We start from the raw sequence: 18073 nt of genomic DNA on the forward strand, positions 1-18073 counted from the left end.
GATGTATCCCTGAAAACCGTCATCCTGAGGGCTGTTTATGAATCTGGTGTGACGGCCACTGCAAAAAAACCATCACGGGATCGGCGCGCCCGTTGCACTAGACTCTTGAGCCAGAGCGGCCCCTTCGGGCCGGCCAGGAGGCAGGCATGAAATCAGTCTGGAAAGTCGTCTTCGGCGGGTTGTTGCTGACGGTGTTGGGCGCTGCACATGCGGAGGAGCCGCTGGGCTGCGTCGAGGTGACGGTGGGTGGCTACAAGGCGCCGAATTACGACTGCCTGAGCCAGCAGATGGGCAACAACCCCGACGGTGCGGCGGCTGCGCAGAAAAATCAGGAAGCGATGAATGTGCCGATCGACAAGCGCCCGCCGAATCAGGTGGGGCTGGCGACGCCGGCGGCCACCAGTACGCGGATGGGCAACACGTTTGGCACGTCGGTGAAACCGCAGCGGCCACCGAACTGACTGACCGACTGTGGGAGCGAGCCTGCTCCGGGCGGCGATCCGACGATAGCGTCTTGTCAGTCAACATTGATCGCACAGACAAACCGCCATCGCTGGCAAGCCAGCTCCCACAGTTTTTTGTGTTTGGCATTGATCAATGGTCTGCAGGAATCTGGCGGAAGCTCACCGCCAGCCGATTCCAGCTGTTGATGGTGCTGACGGCCATGGTCAGGTCCACCAGTTCCGTCTCGTTGAACTGTTCCCGCGCCTGCTGGTAAACATCGTCAGGCACCCGGCTATCCGCAAGCAGCGTCACCGCCTCGGTCCAGGCCAGCGCGGCCCGCTCGCGCAGGTTGAAGAAGCCGCTGTCGCGCCAGACCGCGATGGCGTACAGCCGCCGATCCGTCTCCCCTGCCCGCCGCGCTTCCACCGAATGCATGTCGGTGCAGAACGCGCAGCCGTTGAGTTGCGAGGCGCGGATCTTGATCAAGTGCAGCAGCGGCGGCTCGATGCTCAGGCTGCTGGTCAGCGCTTCCAGGGCAATCATCGCTTTCATGGCTTTGGGTGAAGCGCTGTAGTAATCCAGACGCGGTGACATGGGCGGGCCTCGGGCAGCAGAAGAGTGATTTCACGGTAGGCGCTGGTTGGGCAACGTTACAGCCCCAATTGCACGAAAAAACGGCAGACCACTGATTCAAGTAAAACAACATTTCTGTGGGAGCTGGCTTGCCAGCGATGGGGCAATCACATTCAACATAGATGTCAGCAGATACACCGCTATCGCTGGCAAGCCAGCTCCCACAGGGCCCTATGCCAATTTGGGCGATTTGCACTACACAACTTATGTCGATACTGCATTCGGGAGTAATCTGGCCGGCACACTCAATCGCCCGGAGCGCCTCGTCGGTATGGAACTGCATGTCGTAATCAATGGCCGCAAGGATCTGGCCGGTCAGTTGTACCAGCAACTGCGCGGCGCCATTGAATCCGGGCGTCTGGCCGCGGGCACCCAGTTGCCGCCCAGCCGTTTGCTCGCCGAGCAACTGGGGATCTCGCGCAAGACCATTTCCGACACTTACGCGCAGCTGACTTACGAAAACTTCCTGACCGGAGTGATCGGCAAAGGTACTTACGTCAACGCGCGTCCGGCGACCATCGAGCGCAAGCAAAACCACAGTGACCTGGCGAGCGCCGAAGTGATCGAGAGCTGGCGCAATCTGCCGGTGTTCCTGCGCCATCCGACGCTCGAGGGTTCGCTGCGCTACGACTTCATCGGCGGCGCCACCAGCAAGGGTCAGTTTCCCCAGGATGACTGGCGCCGCTGCGTCTCTCACGCGCTACGGCAGATGGCCAATTCCAAAGGTTTCTACAGCGTGCCGGAAGGTCTGCCGGCGCTGCGCAATGCGATTGCCCGGCACATCGCGTTTTCCCGTGGCGTGAACTGTCAGGACGAGGACATCGTGGTCTGCAACGGCGCGCAACAGGCGCTGGACCTGATCACCCGGGTGTTGATTCGCCCCGGCAGTCTGGTGGCTATGGAAGATCCCGGTTACCCGCCGGCACGGCTGCTGTTCGGCACTCACGGGGCGACGGTGGTCGGCGTGCCGGTGGATGCCGAGGGCATTCAGGTCGAGCGGATTCCCGAGGGCACGCGGCTGATCTATGTGACACCGTCGCACCAGTTCCCGCTGGGCATGCCGATGAGTCAGGCGCGGCGCGAAGCCCTGCTTGAGCGGGCCCATGAGCTGGGCGCGATCATCATCGAGGACGACTATGACAGCGAATTCCGCTACGAGGGCCGCCCGACCGATTCGCTACACAACCTCGATCAGCGCGGGATCGTCGCCTACGTCGGCACCTTCTCGAAAACCCTGTTGCCCGAGCTGCGGCTCGGCTACGCGATCCTGCCGCCGGCGATCCTCGAAGCGGTGATCCGCGCCAAGCAGCTCACCGACCTGCACGCTTCCACTCTGCCGCAATGGGCGCTGGCCAAGTTCATCGCCGAAGGGTGTCTGCTCAAGCACATCCGCCGTTGTCACACCATTTATGCCCAGCGCCGTGAGCGGATCCTGGCGCGCATGGCCACCGACCTGTCGCCGTGGCTGCAAGCCGTGCCGCCCAGCGCCGGGTTTCACATGGCGGTGTTCTGCAAGGTCCCTATCGATTTGCCGCTGGTGATCGAACTGGCAAAAAAGGTCGAAGTCGGGCTGTATGCCATCGACGGCTTCTATTACCAGCAGCCGCCAAGAAGCGGGATGTACTTCGGTTTCGGCGCCATCGAGACGCTGGACATCGACATCGCCCTCGACCGCCTGCGCGACATTCTGCAACAGGTCGTGGGTTAGATTGGACTAAACGATTAACCGCCGATTGGTTATTGGTGATCCGGGGGGGCAGGCCTATTCTGCACAGGCGTTATCCCTCAATGAGCAGGATTCGTCCGGCCTGATTCAGGAGTGTGAGCAATGTCCAACGAAGTGATCAACACCGTACAGGTGCAGGCTGCCGCCGGCCGATCGGAGGAGCTGGGCAAGCAGTTGCAGAAGATCGTCGAAACCCTGCGCGAAACGCCGGGCTGCGATTCCTACATGGTCGACCGCTGCCCCGAGGACAGCCACCGCTGGACGGTCAGCGCCCGCTGGCAGTCGGAAGCGGCAATGCAGGCGCATTTCAATCGCCCGGAAGCCCAGGGCTTCATCGACCTGATCGACAGTCGTCTGGCCAATAGCGTGGATTTCAACTCTTTTCCAATCGTTTGACTTACTGACGCCATCGCTGGCAAGCCAGCTCCCACAAGGTTTTGTATCGTTCACAAATCATATGAACGACACAAAAACCTGTGGGAGCTGGCTTGCCAGCGATGGCGTATTTGAAGGCGCTGAAATCCCCCAGATTGGTCACCCGAACTTCCCGAACATTGGCCGTTTGAATACCCCGGCACGCGGACTACTGTGATGACCGACTCCCCCACTTCATCAGGTGATCACCATGAAAGTCCTGCACTTGCTTGCCGCCCCGCTCGCCGCTCTGGCCCTCACCATCAGCGCTTCGGCACTGGCCCACGGCACCGATTCCCCGTCCGAGAAAGTCACAGTGCTGCAAGACCAGATACTGAAAAACGTCCCCGGCAAAAAAGCCATGATGATCGAAGTCGATTACAAACCCGGCCAGTCCTCGATCGCCCACAAACACGACGGCACGGCCATGGCCTACGTGCTCGAAGGCGAGATCGTTTCCCAGGTCAAGGGTGAGCAACCGATCACTTACAAGAAAGGCCAGTACTGGTACGAGCCGGCCGGTTCCGAGCATTTGATCTCGAAAAATGCCAGCAAGAGCAAGCCGGCCAAGTTGCTGGTGTTCATGGTGCTGTCGCCGGACGAGCAAGTGCTGATCCCCTTGAAAAACTGATGGTTGTTTAACCAGCCATAACTAAAAGGCGCAAATTGTTGAATTGCGCCTTTTTTATTTCTCGCGGCAATTAATCAAGAGCGTTTACAACCAATAAAACTATTGCATGACAGTCATTCAGCCAATTGTCAGGTTGTTTTCAGTTTGGCGGGAGTAGTCTGAGGCAACTGTCGCCGGTTCTATTTAATCAACCCCGACACCACTGACTTTCCGACTGAAGTTGCTTCACGGGAGACTCACCATGAAACTTGCCTTTGCCAGTACCTTGGCGATATCAGTTTTAGCGTTGTCCGCCTGTTCTGTTCCTACCGCTCCGAAAGCGGTTTCCTCTCTCGACACGCTATTCACCCAACCGGTGGGACGCAGCAGCGCCACCCAGGTGAAAAGTGGTCCCGGTGTCTCATTGGGCGTGATCTACAGCCCGAGCACCCAAACCAACCGCGACTACCTGCGCAACTACCAGGCCAACGCCGGCAACGGTTTCGGCCAGAGCTTGCTGGTGCAACCGATCCACGACGCCTACGTCGCCACCTCAAAACCGGACATGGCGGTGGATTGGGTGAAAGCCTCGCTGCAACGCCAGTTCGGCTCGGTCACGGTGTATCCGGACATGCAGAGCCTGCGTGCGGCCAACCCGGATGTGGTGGCGATTGTCGACACGCACAGCCAGTTGATTACCTCGCGCAGTTCGGACGTCAAGGCGGATGTGAGCGCGGATTTTTATGATGGGAAGTTCAACTACATCGGAACGGCCAAGGGGTCGGAGGCGAAAGAGTTAACGCCGGTGTGGGCGGACTTCAAGGGTTCGGAGGAGATTGTTGCGGATATTAATCAGCAACAGGAAGTTCAGGTTCGGGCGTTGCAGAAGTTTGACCAGTCGCTCAGTAATTTGCTGACCAGGCCGGCAGGTAATGTGTCGATGCTCGAGAGTAAACAAGGTCTTAATGTGCGGTGATAGTTAGATTGCTGCCCTCCCCCTAACCCTCCCGAAACGTCGGACCGCCCGTAGGGAGAGGGGACTGACCGAGGTGTTTGTTAGAGTTACGCCGACGTGAAATACCGAGTCGAACTCAAGTTTCGAAAAACACACAAATCGGCTCCCTTTCCCCCTCTCCCCTTTGGGGAGAGGGCTGGGGTGAGGGGCTGGATTTGTGCAGCAACACACAAATACCGCCAAACAACAGGCATAAAAAAACCCCGCCTCTTTCGAGAGCGGGGCTTTTTCATTCAACGGCTACTCAAGCAAGCTCAAGCTCCGCAGTCGCCGCGGCAGGCACGACCGCCTGACCGCTCAGCGCCACGTCGTTCAGCTCACGGTTGGCCACCGCGTACATGGCGTAGTCGGTGCCGCTGGCGGCACGGATTTCCACCAGCATGGCGCGCCAGCGTTCGATCATGGCGTCGTTCTGCTTCATCCACAGTGCCAGACGGGTTTCCACGTCCGAATCACCGCCGCCCGCTTGCAGAACAGCGATGGTGATCGCGCGTTGCTGCCAGTCGACGTCGTCGCGGAACGCTTCGCGGGCCAGGGCCTGCCAGTTGTTTTCAACCGGCAAGGCGCTGATCTGCGAGATGTACCAGGTGATGTCCAGCGCGCTGCCCACGGCGAAGTACGCCTTGGCCACTTCGGCTGGGTCCTGACCGGTCACGTCGGCCGCTTCGATGATCGGCAGCAGCGTGTAGAGGTGGGTCGTACCCGCCACCATACGTGCCAGCAGTTCCGGTACACCGGCGGCGACGTACGCCTGATAACGCTCTTGCCAGTTTTCGCGGATTTCGCCGCTCAGCAGCTCGTCCAGCTTCAGGCCCAGCTCCTTCAGGTGCGGACCGAAATGCGCGACGTCACGGGCAGCGTTCTGCTCGTTGCGGCGGGCACGCAGGAACCAGCGTGTAGCGCGACGGCCCAGACGCATCAGTTCGTCCATCAGCTCCAGTTGCACGTCGGCGGAGACCTGATAGTCCAGTGCTTCGATCTGACGGAACCAGTGCGGGAGGTGGAAGATGTCACGCACGATCACGTAAGCACCCGCCACGTTCGCCGGGGTCATGCCGGTGGACTCTTTGAGCCTTTGAACGAAGGTGATGCCCATGTGGTTGACCAGATCGTTGGCGATCTGAGTGCTGACGATCTCGCGCTTGAGGCGGTGACGACGCATGGCTTCGGAGAACTTGCTGACCAGGGTCGGCGGGAACGCCGTTTCCATGTCGCGGGTCAGGTAGTCGTCGTCCGGCACCAGGGAGCTCAGCAGCTGCTCCTTGAGGTCGATCTTGCTGTACGAGATCAGCACCGACAGTTCAGGACGGGTCAGGCCATGGCCTTCGGCAACACGTTCGGCCAGTTGCTCTTCGGTCGGCAGGAACTCGATGGCGCGATCCAGCTTGCCACGGCCTTCCAGGTCGCCCATCAGACGCTTGTACTCGGCGATCCGCGCATAAGCGCGACGGGCCGCCAGGGACAGGGCCTGAGTCTGCTTGTAGTTGTTGCCCAGCACCAGACCACCGACTTCGTCGGTCATGCTCGCCAGCAACTGGTTGCGTTGCTTGTCGGTCATGTCGCCGGCCTGAACCACTTCGTTCAGCAGGATCTTGATGTTCACTTCGTGGTCGGAGCAGTCCACGCCACCGGCGTTGTCGATGAAGTCGGTGTTGGAACCGCCGCCATTGAGACCGAATTCCACACGACCCAGTTGGGTCATGCCGAGGTTACCGCCCTCGCCCACCACTTTGCAGCGCAGTTCGTTGCCGTTCACGCGCAACGCATCGTTGGCCTTGTCGCCGACATCGGCGTGGCTTTCGGTGCTGGCTTTGACGTAAGTACCGATACCGCCGTTCCACAGCAGATCCACCGGCGCCTTGAGCAAGGCGTTCAGCAGTTCGGTCGGGGTCAGCTTGTCGGCCTGGATGTCGAAGCGTTCTTTCATCTGTGGCGAGATGGCGATGCTCTTCGCGCTGCGCGAGAAGATACCGCCGCCTTCGGACATGATGCTGGTGTCGTAGTCGGACCAGGCCGAACGCGGCAGGTCGAACATGCGCTGACGCTCGGCGAAGCTGGTGGCCGGATCCGGATTCGGATCGATGAAGATGTGCATGTGGTTGAACGCAGCAACCAGTTGCAGCTTGTCAGACATCAACAGGCCGTTACCGAACACGTCACCGGCCATGTCACCCACGCCGACCACCGTGATGCTGTCTTCCTGGACATTGATGCCGCGCTCGCGGAAGTGGCGCTGTACGCCGACCCACGCGCCCTTGGCGGTGATGCCCATTTTCTTGTGGTCGTAACCGGCCGAACCACCGGACGCGAACGCGTCACCCAGCCAGAAGCCGTAGTCGATGGCGATGCCGTTGGCGATGTCAGAGAAGGTCGCAGTGCCCTTGTCCGCCGCGACCACCAGGTACGGGTCATCGTCGTCATGCCGCACGACGTTGGCCGGCGGAACCAGTTTGCCGTCCTTCAGGTTGTCGGTGATGTCCAACAGACCCGAGATGAAGATGCGGTAGCAGGCGATGCCCTCGGCCGCGATCTCGTCACGGCTGCCGCCCAGTGGCAGGCGACGCGGCAGGAAGCCGCCCTTCGCACCCACCGGCACGATGACCGAGTTCTTCACTTGCTGGGCTTTTACCAGGCCGAGAACTTCGGTACGGAAGTCTTCTTCACGGTCGGACCAGCGCAGACCACCACGAGCAACGTTGCCGAAGCGCAGGTGCACGCCTTCGACGCGTGGCGAGTAAACGAAGATTTCGAACTTCGGCACCGGTTTCGGCAGCTCAGGGATCAAGTGCGGGTTGAACTTGAAGCTGAAGTACGACTTGTTCTGGCCGTTGGCATCGGTCTGGTAGAAGTTGGTGCGCAGGGTCGCTTTGATCAGGTCCAGGTAACGGCGCAGGATGCGGTCTTCGTTGAGGACTTGAACGTCGTCCAGCGCGGTCAGGATGGCCTGTTCCAGACGCTGTTGCTTGTCGTCCAGATCCTCGCTGCCGAGCTTGCGGGCCAGGTAGAAACGGGTCTTGAACAACCGGGTCAGTTCGCGAGCGATGTCGGTGTGGTTGTTCAGGGTGCTGGCGATGTAGCCGAGGTCGAAGCCCAGGCGGATCTGCTTCAGGTAGCGAGCGTAGGCACGCAGCAGCGCAACATCGCGCCATGGCAGGCCGGCGGTCAGCACCAGACGGTTGAACGCATCGTTCTCGGCATCGCCACGGACGATGTGGACGAACGCGTCCTGCAGGGTGTCGTTGAGTTGCTGGATGTCCAGGTCCAGGCCTTCGGCGGCGGTGAAGGCGAAGTCGTGGATCCAGAACTCGCGGCCGTTGGTGTGACGCAGGCGGTACGGGAACTCACCCAGCACGCGCAGGCCGAGGTTTTCCAGGATCGGTAGCACGTCGGACAGGGCCAGCGGGGTATCGGCGTGATACAGCTTGCAGTGCAGCTCGCGTGGGCCGGAGGCCAGCGGCTGGTAGAAGCTCATGGCCAGAGGCTTCTTCTCGCTCAGGTTGAGCAGGTGCTGCATGTCGACCACGGCCGAATGCGCTGCGAAACGCTCGCGGTAGCCGGCCGGGAAGCCTTTCGGGAAGTCGGCCAGCACGTTAGTGCCGTTGGCTTCGCCGAAGGTTTCGACGGTCAGGGCGGCGTAGTCGTCCTGCCAGCTGCGGCAGGCCTGGATCACTTCGTTTTCCAGTTGCAGCGGGTCGATGTCGATGCGGTTTTTCGGGTCGACGCGCAGGATCAGTTGCACGCGGGCCAGCACGGACTCGGAGAAGAACGTCCAGAATTCGCAGTCGGAGGCCTTCAGGCGCTCCATCAATACTTGCTGGATCTTCTGGCGGACTTCGGTGGAGTAGATGTCGCGCGGCACGTAGGCCAGGCAGTAGCAGAAACGACCGTACGGGTCTTTGCGCAGGAACACGCGGATCTTGTTGCGTTCCTGGATCTGCACGATCGACATCACGGTGCTGAACAGTTCGTCGACCGGAGTCTGGAACAGGTCGTCACGCGGCAGCACTTCCAGAACCTGAGCCAGTTCCTTGCCCAGGTGAGCCTTGGCCTGGAAGCCGGAGCGACGCTCGATTTCCTCGACCTTGCGGCGGATGAACGGGATGACACGCACGCTTTCGCCATACACCGACGAGGTGTACAGGCCCATGAAGCGGTGTTCCTTGATCACTTTGCCGTCGGCATCGATTTCGCGGATCGACACGTAGTCCGGGTAGGCCGGACGGTGCACGCGGCTCGGATGCGCAGCCTTGGCGAACGACAGCAGGGTCGGTTCGCGCAGGTAGTTCACGGCATAGTCTTCGATGTGGCGGTCTTCGTTGGTCAGACCGGTGCGCAGCATCTTGGTCAGGCCGAGGAAGGATTTCTGGTCGTATTCGATGTGGCCGCCATCGGCCTGATCGACAACGGTGAACTCTTCGTAACCCAGGAAGGTGAAGTGGTTGCCCACCAGCCATTCCAGGAAGCTCTTGATTTCGTTCTTTTCGTCGGCATCGACGGCGAATGCGCTGTTATCGAGCTTGGTGAGGATTTCCTGCACCTTGGCCTTCATCGGCTCGAAATCGGAGACCGCGACGCGGACTTCACCCAGGACCTGTTCCAGTTCCTTGCTCAGCACATTCAGTTCGGCCGCATTGGCGCAGCGGTCGATTTCCAGGTACATCAGCGACTCGTGCAGAACGCCTTCGCCGGTGGTGCCTTTTGGCAGGATTTCCAGCAATTCGCCCTTGCTGCCACGACGCACGCTCAGCACGGTGGTCTGCAGGGTGTGGATGCTGTAGCCGCGACGGTTCAGCTCGGTACGCACCGAGTCCACCAGGAACGGCAAGTCATGGTGCAGCACTTCGACCGCGGTGTGGGTCGACTGCCAGCCGTGACGTTCGTAATCGGGGTTGTAGACGCGCACTTGCGGTTGCGCGTGATCGAAGCGCTCAAGCAGGCGCCACGCAGAAAGAGTACAGCCAGCGAGGTCGGAGAGGCGACGTTGGGTCAGCTCGTCCAGGGAAATGATGCCGAAGAATTGTTCAGCGAACAGCGCCACTTGTGGCAGTGCCTGTTCACTGATGTGCTGCGCCAGTGCCGCTTGCAGTTGGTGCTGGAAGTCGGCTTTGCTGGCTGCGGTGAAGAACGCCATCTGTGGTACTCCGCTTGGGCTTGTTATTGATGGAAAGCGTCGCGTGCAAAACCCCTTTCGGGGCGTTCCGTCGCCCTGTTCCTGAATCTCGGGCAGAGGAAACAGGGTGACAGGTGGGTGAAGCTGGACGAGACACTCAGGTCACATTCACCTTCCATGAATGGGCATCTGCAAAAACGACTGCCCGGCGCCGCTCGCGGGGCCACGGCAATGCCTTTACGGGTGCTCATCCGTTGCGCAGCTTAATGGGTGCGACAATGTGTCTGCTTGCGGTGCTGCGACATATTCGGTCATTGGCACGTAAACCAAGGCCTGCGCATCGGTAAACACTAGCATTCATGGGGCGGAACGCCGGTCTGAATGCCCGTTTTTACGGTACAGGCGTGCCAGGAATGACCATTGACCTGTGTCGCGTTCACGACACATCCTCTGACACTCTCACATGCAGAAATTCCCGGAGGCTGGCAGAATCGCGCCCAATTGCGACCAACACGCCCGCCAAGTCAGGAATTCCCCATGCAAATGACCACCGCCCTTTTGATCGTCAACCCTTGCGACGACGAAGAAGACAACATGGCCATGCTCTGCTGCCACAGCGACAAGGGCGAAATGTTTCTGATGAGCCGCTATCCGGACGAGGATGAGCTGGAGATTACGCTGGATGGCGAGCCGTCGACCCTTGATGGCGTCAAGGTCACCCTGAGCAAGACCCTGCTGAAGATCGAAATCGCCGCGGCGGATGCCGATGCGTTGAACGGGGATGATGTGCTGGAAATCACCTTCAATCCGGACATGGTGGATCTGGCCGAGGTCGAGGAAACCCTGAAGAACATTCTTGATGGTACAGGCACTTACATCAGCCAGATTTGATGGCGTCTGCACTGGCCCTATCGCTGGCAAGCCAGCTCCCACAGGGGTACGCGTACTACAGACAGAACGCGGTCACTGTGGGAGCTGGCTTGCCAGCGATAGGGCCCAAAAGAACACCGCACCTCCCCCGCCCTACAAAATTCCAACAATTGCCCCGGTCATTTCCCGCACTTTGCGCAAAATGCCGTTAGTCGCCACCCCCTGCGATGGATTAAAGTAACGCCCCCAGCCCCGGCGTTATCCGAACGCCTGTGGCCACCCTTTCCAGGAACAGTCATCGATGGAACATCGTGAAGCGCTGCTGGCGCTGCGAACCTTTCTTTCAACGCAGATTCTCGGCCAGGAAAAACTCATCGAGCGCTTGCTCATCGCCCTGCTCGCCGACGGCCACATGCTGGTCGAAGGTGCTCCGGGACTGGCCAAGACCAAAGCGATCAAAGAGCTCGCCGAGGGCATCGAAGCCCAGTTCCATCGTATCCAGTTCACCCCGGATCTGCTGCCGGCCGACATCACCGGCACCGAAATCTATCGCCCGGAAACCGGCAGCTTCGTGTTCCAGCAAGGGCCGATCTTCCACAACCTGGTGCTGGCGGACGAAATCAACCGCGCCCCGGCCAAGGTGCAGTCGGCATTGCTCGAAGCGATGGCCGAACGTCAGGTCAGTGTCGGGCGCAGCACTTACGAGTTGTCGCCGCTGTTTCTGGTGATGGCCACGCAGAACCCGATCGAGCAGGAAGGCACCTATCCGCTGCCCGAAGCCCAGCTCGACCGCTTTCTGATGCACGTGAAAATGGGCTTCCCCGACGCGGCCGTCGAACGCCGGATCCTGCAACAGGCTCGGGGCGAAGCCCTCAACGGCGAAACCAAGCCCGAACGCCGGGTCAGCCAGCAGGCGATCTTCGCCGCGCGCAAGGAAATCCTTGGCCTGTACATGGCCGACGCGGTGGAGGAATACCTGGTGCAACTGGTCATGGCCACCCGTAACCCGGCCAAGTTCGATCCGGAAATGGCCGAGTGGATCGCCTACGGCGCCAGCCCGCGTGGCTCCATTGCCCTCGACCGCTGCGCCCGCGCCCACGCCTGGCTGGCCGGTCGCGACTTCGTCAGCCCGGAGGACATCCAGGCTGTGCTGTTCGACGTGCTGCGTCACCGCATCATTCTGTCGTTCGAAGCCGAAGCGGCTGGCATCGACCAGGATCGGGTGGTGCAACGGATTCTCGACGTCGTAGCCGTCGCTTGACCTCGATGAACGCCTCCCTGCCGTCCGAACCGGGCATCCGCATCAGCCTCGCCGAGCTGATCGAGATGCGTCACCGCGTGCGCGAAGTGCAGCTGTTTTCCACGCCGAGCCAGCGCAGCCCGCTGATCGGCCTGCATCACTCGAAATTCCGTGGTCGTGGCGTGGACTTCGATCAGGTGCGGGTCTATCAGGCCGGCGACGACGTGCGCACCATCGACTGGCGCGTGACCGCACGGACTCAGGAACCGCACACCAAACTGTTCCATGAAGAACGCGAACGGCCGATTTTCATCATGGTCGAGCAAAGCACGCGGCTGTTCTTCGGCTCCGGGCTGATGTTCAAGTCGGTGCTCGCAGCGCAGGCTGCGGCGCTGATCGGCTGGGCCGCACTGGGTCACAACGACCGGGTTGGCGGGCTGGTGTTCGGCGACAACGAGCACTACGAAATCAAACCACGGCGCAGCAAGCAGAGCCTGTTGCAATTGCTCAACCGGCTGGTGAAGGTCAACCAGTCGCTGCACAGCGAGCGGGAGCCGGATCGCGATGCGTTTGGCGTGGCGTTGCGCCGGGCCCGCGAAGTGCTGCGACCGGGCAGTCTGGTGATCGTGATCTGCGACGAGCGCGCACTGTCCGACAGCGCCGAGCAGCAATTGAGCCTGTTGTCGCGCCATTGCGATCTGTTGATGCTGCCGCTGTCCGATCCGCTGGATCACGCCCTGCCCGCCGCCGGACTGCTGAGATTCGCCGAACGCGGCGCGCAGCTGGAACTCGACACCCTCAACTTCGACCTGCGCCAGACCTATCGCGCTCAGGCCGAAGCGCGGATTGCCCGCTGGGAATTGCTCGCACAGAAGCTGCGCGTGCTGCTGATGCCGCTGAGCACTCAGAGTGAAATGGTCGAGCAAATGCGTGAATTCCTTAACCCGCAGCGTCCGGGGAAAGGTCGATGAACGGCCTCGAACAACTGCAACCGCTGATCTCCCCGCCACCGATTGCCTTCTGGCCGCCGGCACCGGGATGGTGGCTGCTGCTTTTGCTGTTGCCGGTGATTGGTTTTGCAGTCTGGCGTCTGCGGCGTTTCATTCCGATCAAAAAGAAACCGATCGTGCGCGCCGAACTGCCACTCGATCCGGTGCGCATCGCCGCACTCGCCGAACTGGCGCAGATGCCCAAACCCTACGACGGCGCGCCAGCCGGGGCTTGGCTGCAGCAGCTAAACGGTCTGCTCAAGCGCCTGTGCCGCAACCACTATCCCTACAGCCAGAGCCATACCCTCAACGGCCGCAAATGGCTGGCGTTTCTCGACAACCGCTGCCCCGCCGCCGGTCTGACCCGCTGGATGGTGCTCGTCGAAGGCGCCTACAAACCCGAGTGCAAACTCGACGACAAAGCCATCGCCGGCCTGACCCAGGCAGTCGACACCTGGATCCGCAAACATGTTTGAGTTCGCCTGGCCGTGGATCTTTGTGCTGTTGCCGCTGCCGTGGCTGATGCGCCTTGTGCTGCCGGTGGCCGACAGCGGCGAACCGGCGTTGAAAGTGAGTTTCCTGGGTGACCTGGAAGGCCTCGCTCGCCGTCGCGCGCGGGCCAATCTGCCGGCGTGGCGCCAGCAGGCCCCGTTTCTGTTGTTGTGGCTGATGTTGCTGACCGCTGCCGCCCGCCCGCAATGGCTAGGCGAACCGCTGCCGATTGCCGCCAGTGGACGTGATCTGCTGGTGGCGGTGGACGTGTCCGGGTCGATGGATTTCCCGGACATGCAATGGAACGATGAGGACGTCAGTCGCCTGTCGCTGGTTCAGCATTTGCTCGGCGATTTTCTGGAAAGTCGCGACGGCGACCGGGTCGGCCTGATCCTGTTTGGCAGCCAGGCTTATCTGCAAGCGCCGCTGACGTTTGACCGGCGTACCGTTCGGGTCTGGCTCGATGAAGCGCGGATCGGCATCGCCGGCAAGAACACCGCGATTGGCGACGCCATCGGCCTGGCCCTGAAGCGCCTGCGCATGCGTCCGGCCCAGAGCCGGGTGCTGATTCTGGTCACCGACGGCGCGAACAATGGCGGCGAAATCGACCCGCTGACCGCCGCAAAACTGGCCGCCAGCGAAGGCGTGAAAATCTACCCGATCGGCATCGGCGCCGATCCTGAAGAAAGCGCTGCCACGGCATTGCTCGGCGGCAACCCGACCCTCGATCTCGACGAACCGGCACTCAAGGCCATCGCCGAGGTCACTGGCGGGCGTTACTTCCGCGCCCGCGACGGTAAGCAGCTGCAAGCGATCAAGGACACCCTCGATCAGCTCGAACCGGTGACCCAGCAACCGACCCAGGCCCGTCCGGCGCAGGCGTTGTATCAGTGGCCGCTGGCATTCGCCCTGCTGCTGAGCATGTTGCTGGTGGCCCGTGTGTTGTGGCCGGACAACCCGCTGCAACGGCTGTTCACCAAGGAGCTGTATCTGCAAAGCCCCCTGCCTGACTGGCGCGAGCGCCTCAAGCGCCTGCGTCTGCGGAGGCGCCGATGATCGCCCTCTGGCCGCACTGGTTCCGTCCCTGGTGGCTGTTGCTGCTGCCGTTGCTCGGCTGGCTGATCTGGCAGCTCTGGCACCGACAGAAACGCGCGGGTCGCTGGCAGATGATCCTGCCGCCGGCCTTCCATGCCACGTTGCTCAGTGGCGGCAGCGGTCGTGACAGCAAGTTGCCTTGGGTCGCCCTGAGCGTGGCCTGGCTGCTGACGATTCTGGCGCTGCTTGGGCCGAGCTGGGAACGGGTCGAACAGACCAGCCAGAAACCCGCCGACCCGTTGGTGGTGGTGCTGGAACTGACCCCGGAAATGCTCGCCACCGATTCGCCACCAACGCGACTGGAACAGGCCCGGCGCAAGCTGTTCGACCTGCTGAAAGTGCGCAGCGACGCGCAGACCGCCATCGTCGTTTACGCCGGCAGCGCCCATACGCTGGTGCCGCTGTCGGATGACCTGGCGACCAGTCGCAATCTGCTCGACGCGCTCAAGCCTTCGCTGATGCCGGAAAGCGGCCACCGCGCCGATCTGGCGGTGAGCAAGGCGTTGGCGTTGCTCAAGCAGGGTGCGTTGGGTCAGGGGCGGATTCTGCTGATTGGTTCTTCGCTGTCGGAAGAAGAACGCCAGGGCATTCGCCATGCACTCAGTGGCCAATCGGCGCAATTGTTGATGCTCGGTGTCGGCACCGCCGAGGGCGCGCCGATTGCTCAGGAAGACGGCAGCTTCCTCAAGGATGCCCATGGCGCGATCCGGGTGCCGCAACTCGACAGCCCGGGCCTCGGCGCATTTCTCAACGCGGTCGGCGGCGAGTACCGTAGCGCACGGGTGGATGAATCCGATCTGGGCGACCTCGGCCTGCTCGACGGCCCGCGCAGCCTGCGCAGCGATGGCCAGACCGTTCGACTCGACACCTGGGCCGATCAGGGTTACTGGCTGCTGTTGCCGCTGTTGTTGCTCGCCGCGTGCGCCGGGCGGCGTGGCTGGCTGTTCTGCCTGCCGTTGCTGCTGGCATTGCCGCAACCGAGCTATGCCTTCGACTTCGAAGACTTGTGGCTGCGTCCCGATCAACAAGGCCTGCATCTGCTCAAACAGAAGCGCCCGGCCGAGGCAGCGAAGCATTTCGAAGATCCGCAATGGCAAGGGGTGGCGTTGTACGAGGCCGGCGACTACAGTGGCGCCGCTCAGCGTTTCGCCGAGGGCAATGACGCCCGCGCACACTACAATCGTGGCAACGCCCTGGCCAGAAGCGGCGAGCTGGAAGCGGCGCTGGACGCCTATGAACAGGCCCTGGAACGCCAACCGGATCTGCGCCCGGCGCTGACCAACAAGGCGCTGGTGGAAAACCTGCTCAAACAGAAAAACGCCCCGCCGCCGGCCGAACCGCAAGACAAACCGGCGCAGCAAAACCTACCGGGCGATGAACCACCGCCAGCGACCGCTCCGCCGCCAGCGGTCAAAAGCGAAACCCAGAGCGAGCCGCAAACCGGTGAGTCCGCCAGCGAACCGCCGCCGACCACCCCGCCGCTGCCGGGTGCCAACGAGCTGCCGGACAGCGAACCGGGCAAGGAACAGAACAACCCGCCGCTGCTGCGCCCCAATGAGGACAACCTCGAAGGCGAGCAACAGCAGGCGCTGGAACAATGGCTGGGCAAGATCCCGGATGACCCGGGCGAACTGCTGCGACGCAAATTCTGGTACGAACAGCAACAACATCAGGATCAGGAAAACATTCGATGACCCGTTTCACCGCTCTCTTGCTGCCCCTGCTGATCTGCACGGCCACCGCCCAGGCGGCCGAGCTGACGGCCAGCGTGGATCGCAGTCGCCTGAACTCCGGCGAGACGGTCGAACTCACTCTCGAATCCAACGATGTCACGCAGTTCGGCAAACCGGACCTGACCCCGCTGGAGCCGCTGTTCGAAGTGCGCGGCACGCGGCAGGTCAACCAGTTGAACACCCTCAACGAAGACAACCGCGCCACCACGCGCTGGATCATCACCCTGCTGCCCAAGCAGAACGGCAGCGTTGAAATCCCGCCGCTGAAACTGGGCGACGTCGAGAGCCAGCCGATCACCGTGCAAGTGATCGAGAGCGACACCCGCGAAGAAAACAATGCCCGCGAACCAGTGTTCATCGAAGCCAGCCTCGACCAAACCAGCGTTTACGTGCAGGCCCAGGCCATCCTGACGTTGCGCATCTACCATTCAGTGTCGCTGTACGACGACAGCAGCCTGACGCCGTTGCAGATCGCCGACGCGCGCATCGAGCAACTGGGCGACATGCGCACCTACGAAAAAGACATCAACGGTGTGCGCCATGGCGTGATCGAGATGCGCTATGCGATCTATCCGCAGCACAGCGGTTTGCTGAGCATCGCCCCGCAGACGTTCAGCGCCACACTGGTCGATACCCAGCCCTCGCAGGACGCCACGGCGCAGGGGCCGAAGCCGGGCAAGCTGATGCACATCAGCTCCGCCGCAACTTCGCTGACGGTCAAACCCAAACCGATGACCTACCCCAGCGATGCGCCGTGGCTGCCGGCCCGCAGCCTGAGCCTGAGCGAAAGCTGGAACCCGGAGCCGGAACACACTCAGGTCGGCGACTCACTGACCCGCAGCCTGACCCTCAAGGTCGAAGGCCTGGCCAGCTCGCAACTGCCCGCCCTGCCCGCCACCGAAGCCAACGGCCTGCGCCGCTATCCGGATCAACCGGTGCTGAACAACCAGAGCAGCGACCGCGGCCTGATCGGCAGTCGTGAAGAACGTGAAGCGCTGGTGCCGAGCCGCAGTGGCTCGATCGAGCTGCCAACGGTGGACGTGGTCTGGTGGAACACCTTCGAAGATCACCTGGAACACACCAGCCTGCCGGCGCGCACCCTGCAAGTGGCGAACAACCCAAGCCTGCAAGTCGACACCCCGGCGGGCAACGCGCAACCGCTCAGCGCGGCTGACAGCGAAGCCTTGTGGTGGTGGAAACTCAGCACGTTCGTTCTCGCCTGCACCACCCTGCTCGGCTTCGGCCTCTGGTGGCGTGCCCGTTGGCAACCGGCGATCCTGCGCGCCGCGCAAACCGGCCCGAGCCCCCGCACCCTGCTCGACGACATCAAACGCGCCAGCCAGGCCAACGACCCCCACGCCACCCGCCAGGCCCTCGACGCCTGGGCCCGCCAGCAACCGGAAACACTGGCGGACATGGCGGCGCGGTTTGTGCCGCTGTCGGATGCGCTCGATGGTTTGAACGGAGCGCTGTACAGCGAGACGGGGCAGCATTGGCAGGGTGAGGATCTGTGGCGGGCGATCCGGACGATTCCGACGGCGGAGCGGGTGCAGGATCCGGTTGGGGATAGTGGGTTGCCGCCGCTTTATCCGAAGTAGCTCAGGTGATCGTCTGCGACTGACTTTTCACGACAACTGACGATCGCCTCTCATGGGTTTGGCCATCATCAAAAGTAAAAAGGGGACCAAAAAAGGGGGCAGAT

Annotated in this window: 14 protein-coding genes; 12 read left to right on the top strand and 2 right to left on the bottom strand. The window is 61.7% G+C overall.

The window, feature by feature from the left end; all coding sequences use genetic code 11:
• The first annotated feature begins 146 nt into the window (after nucleotides 1–146).
• Nucleotides 147–461 carry a hypothetical protein gene (locus QLG12_RS06985; protein ID WP_282474203.1) on the top strand — a complete coding sequence of 105 codons (315 nt, stop codon included), beginning with the start codon at nucleotides 147–149 and terminating at the stop codon, nucleotides 459–461.
• Between the two features lie 133 nt (nucleotides 462–594).
• Here the strand turns inward: QLG12_RS06985 and QLG12_RS06990 are convergent, their stop codons facing one another.
• Nucleotides 595–1038, bottom strand: a complete 444-nt coding sequence (locus tag QLG12_RS06990; RefSeq protein ID WP_119428050.1) for a carboxymuconolactone decarboxylase family protein — start codon at nucleotides 1036–1038, stop codon at nucleotides 595–597.
• 310 nt (nucleotides 1039–1348) lie between these two features.
• Here QLG12_RS06990 and QLG12_RS06995 point away from each other — a divergent pair, with 310 nt between their 5' ends.
• The 4 genes from QLG12_RS06995 (at nucleotide 1349) to QLG12_RS07010 (ending at nucleotide 4803) form a co-directional block, all read left to right on the top strand.
• On the top strand, nucleotides 1349–2785 hold the full coding sequence (locus QLG12_RS06995; protein ID WP_282474204.1) for a PLP-dependent aminotransferase family protein: 1437 nt from the start codon (nucleotides 1349–1351) through the stop codon (nucleotides 2783–2785).
• Nucleotides 2786–2905: 120 nt separating this feature from the next.
• Nucleotides 2906–3199, top strand: a complete 294-nt coding sequence (locus QLG12_RS07000) for a putative quinol monooxygenase (protein ID WP_007959339.1) — start codon at nucleotides 2906–2908, stop codon at nucleotides 3197–3199.
• 229 nt (nucleotides 3200–3428) lie between these two features.
• A complete protein-coding gene (locus QLG12_RS07005; RefSeq protein WP_282474205.1) occupies nucleotides 3429–3848 on the top strand; it encodes a cupin domain-containing protein in 420 nt (139 codons plus the stop codon).
• A gap of 241 nt (nucleotides 3849–4089) precedes the next feature.
• The gene (locus QLG12_RS07010; RefSeq protein ID WP_282474206.1) at nucleotides 4090–4803 is read left to right on the top strand and encodes an ATPase; all 714 of its coding nucleotides are present in this window, start codon (nucleotides 4090–4092) and stop codon (nucleotides 4801–4803) included.
• Between the two features lie 283 nt (nucleotides 4804–5086).
• Here the strand turns inward: QLG12_RS07010 and QLG12_RS07015 are convergent, their stop codons facing one another.
• On the bottom strand, nucleotides 5087–9973 hold the full coding sequence (locus QLG12_RS07015) for an NAD-glutamate dehydrogenase (RefSeq protein ID WP_282474207.1): 4887 nt from the start codon (nucleotides 9971–9973) through the stop codon (nucleotides 5087–5089).
• 516 nt (nucleotides 9974–10489) lie between these two features.
• Between QLG12_RS07015 and QLG12_RS07020 the strand changes: the two genes are divergently transcribed.
• The 7 genes from QLG12_RS07020 (at nucleotide 10490) to QLG12_RS07050 (ending at nucleotide 17969) form a co-directional block, all read left to right on the top strand.
• Nucleotides 10490–10843, top strand: coding sequence for a hypothetical protein (locus QLG12_RS07020; RefSeq protein ID WP_197868028.1), 354 nt, complete (start codon nucleotides 10490–10492; stop codon nucleotides 10841–10843).
• A gap of 280 nt (nucleotides 10844–11123) precedes the next feature.
• Complete coding sequence (locus QLG12_RS07025; protein WP_011334589.1) at nucleotides 11124–12083, top strand: MoxR family ATPase; 960 nt, start codon at nucleotides 11124–11126, stop codon at nucleotides 12081–12083.
• 5 nt (nucleotides 12084–12088) lie between these two features.
• On the top strand, nucleotides 12089–13033 hold the full coding sequence (locus QLG12_RS07030) for a DUF58 domain-containing protein (RefSeq protein WP_007959332.1): 945 nt from the start codon (nucleotides 12089–12091) through the stop codon (nucleotides 13031–13033).
• Nucleotides 13030–13527, top strand: a complete 498-nt coding sequence (locus tag QLG12_RS07035; RefSeq protein ID WP_179694665.1) for a DUF4381 domain-containing protein — start codon at nucleotides 13030–13032, stop codon at nucleotides 13525–13527. The genes QLG12_RS07030 and QLG12_RS07035 overlap by 4 nt, the downstream gene beginning before the upstream one ends.
• Nucleotides 13520–14599 (top strand): VWA domain-containing protein, encoded by a 1080-nt coding sequence (locus QLG12_RS07040; RefSeq protein ID WP_282474208.1) that lies wholly within the window; start codon nucleotides 13520–13522, stop codon nucleotides 14597–14599. Before QLG12_RS07035 ends, QLG12_RS07040 begins: the two co-directional genes overlap by 8 nt.
• Complete coding sequence (locus tag QLG12_RS07045) at nucleotides 14596–16332, top strand: tetratricopeptide repeat protein (protein WP_282474209.1); 1737 nt, start codon at nucleotides 14596–14598, stop codon at nucleotides 16330–16332. Before QLG12_RS07040 ends, QLG12_RS07045 begins: the two co-directional genes overlap by 4 nt.
• A complete protein-coding gene (locus QLG12_RS07050) occupies nucleotides 16329–17969 on the top strand; it encodes a BatD family protein (protein WP_282474210.1) in 1641 nt (546 codons plus the stop codon). Before QLG12_RS07045 ends, QLG12_RS07050 begins: the two co-directional genes overlap by 4 nt.
• Nucleotides 17970–18073: the final 104 nt, after the last annotated feature.

It is taken from the genome of Pseudomonas sp. V88_4 (genome assembly GCF_029967985.1).
GTDB lineage: Bacteria > Pseudomonadota > Gammaproteobacteria > Pseudomonadales > Pseudomonadaceae > Aquipseudomonas > Aquipseudomonas glycinae.

What these genes read in the sequence shown, in the direction of transcription:
- QLG12_RS06985 (WP_282474203.1), top strand. Translation starts at nt 147, where the DNA reads ATGAAATCAGTCTGGAAAGTCGTCTTCGGCGGGTTGTTGCTGACGGTG.
- QLG12_RS06990 (WP_119428050.1), bottom strand. Translation starts at nt 1,038, where the DNA reads ATGTCACCGCGTCTGGATTACTACAGCGCTTCACCCAAAGCCATGAAA.
- QLG12_RS06995 (WP_282474204.1), top strand. Translation starts at nt 1,349, where the DNA reads ATGGAACTGCATGTCGTAATCAATGGCCGCAAGGATCTGGCCGGTCAG.
- QLG12_RS07000 (WP_007959339.1), top strand. Translation starts at nt 2,906, where the DNA reads ATGTCCAACGAAGTGATCAACACCGTACAGGTGCAGGCTGCCGCCGGC.
- QLG12_RS07005 (WP_282474205.1), top strand. Translation starts at nt 3,429, where the DNA reads ATGAAAGTCCTGCACTTGCTTGCCGCCCCGCTCGCCGCTCTGGCCCTC.
- QLG12_RS07010 (WP_282474206.1), top strand. Translation starts at nt 4,090, where the DNA reads ATGAAACTTGCCTTTGCCAGTACCTTGGCGATATCAGTTTTAGCGTTG.
- QLG12_RS07015 (WP_282474207.1), bottom strand. Translation starts at nt 9,973, where the DNA reads ATGGCGTTCTTCACCGCAGCCAGCAAAGCCGACTTCCAGCACCAACTG.
- QLG12_RS07020 (WP_197868028.1), top strand. Translation starts at nt 10,490, where the DNA reads ATGCAAATGACCACCGCCCTTTTGATCGTCAACCCTTGCGACGACGAA.
- QLG12_RS07025 (WP_011334589.1), top strand. Translation starts at nt 11,124, where the DNA reads ATGGAACATCGTGAAGCGCTGCTGGCGCTGCGAACCTTTCTTTCAACG.
- QLG12_RS07030 (WP_007959332.1), top strand. Translation starts at nt 12,089, where the DNA reads ATGAACGCCTCCCTGCCGTCCGAACCGGGCATCCGCATCAGCCTCGCC.
- QLG12_RS07035 (WP_179694665.1), top strand. Translation starts at nt 13,030, where the DNA reads ATGAACGGCCTCGAACAACTGCAACCGCTGATCTCCCCGCCACCGATT.
- QLG12_RS07040 (WP_282474208.1), top strand. Translation starts at nt 13,520, where the DNA reads ATGTTTGAGTTCGCCTGGCCGTGGATCTTTGTGCTGTTGCCGCTGCCG.
- QLG12_RS07045 (WP_282474209.1), top strand. Translation starts at nt 14,596, where the DNA reads ATGATCGCCCTCTGGCCGCACTGGTTCCGTCCCTGGTGGCTGTTGCTG.
- QLG12_RS07050 (WP_282474210.1), top strand. Translation starts at nt 16,329, where the DNA reads ATGACCCGTTTCACCGCTCTCTTGCTGCCCCTGCTGATCTGCACGGCC.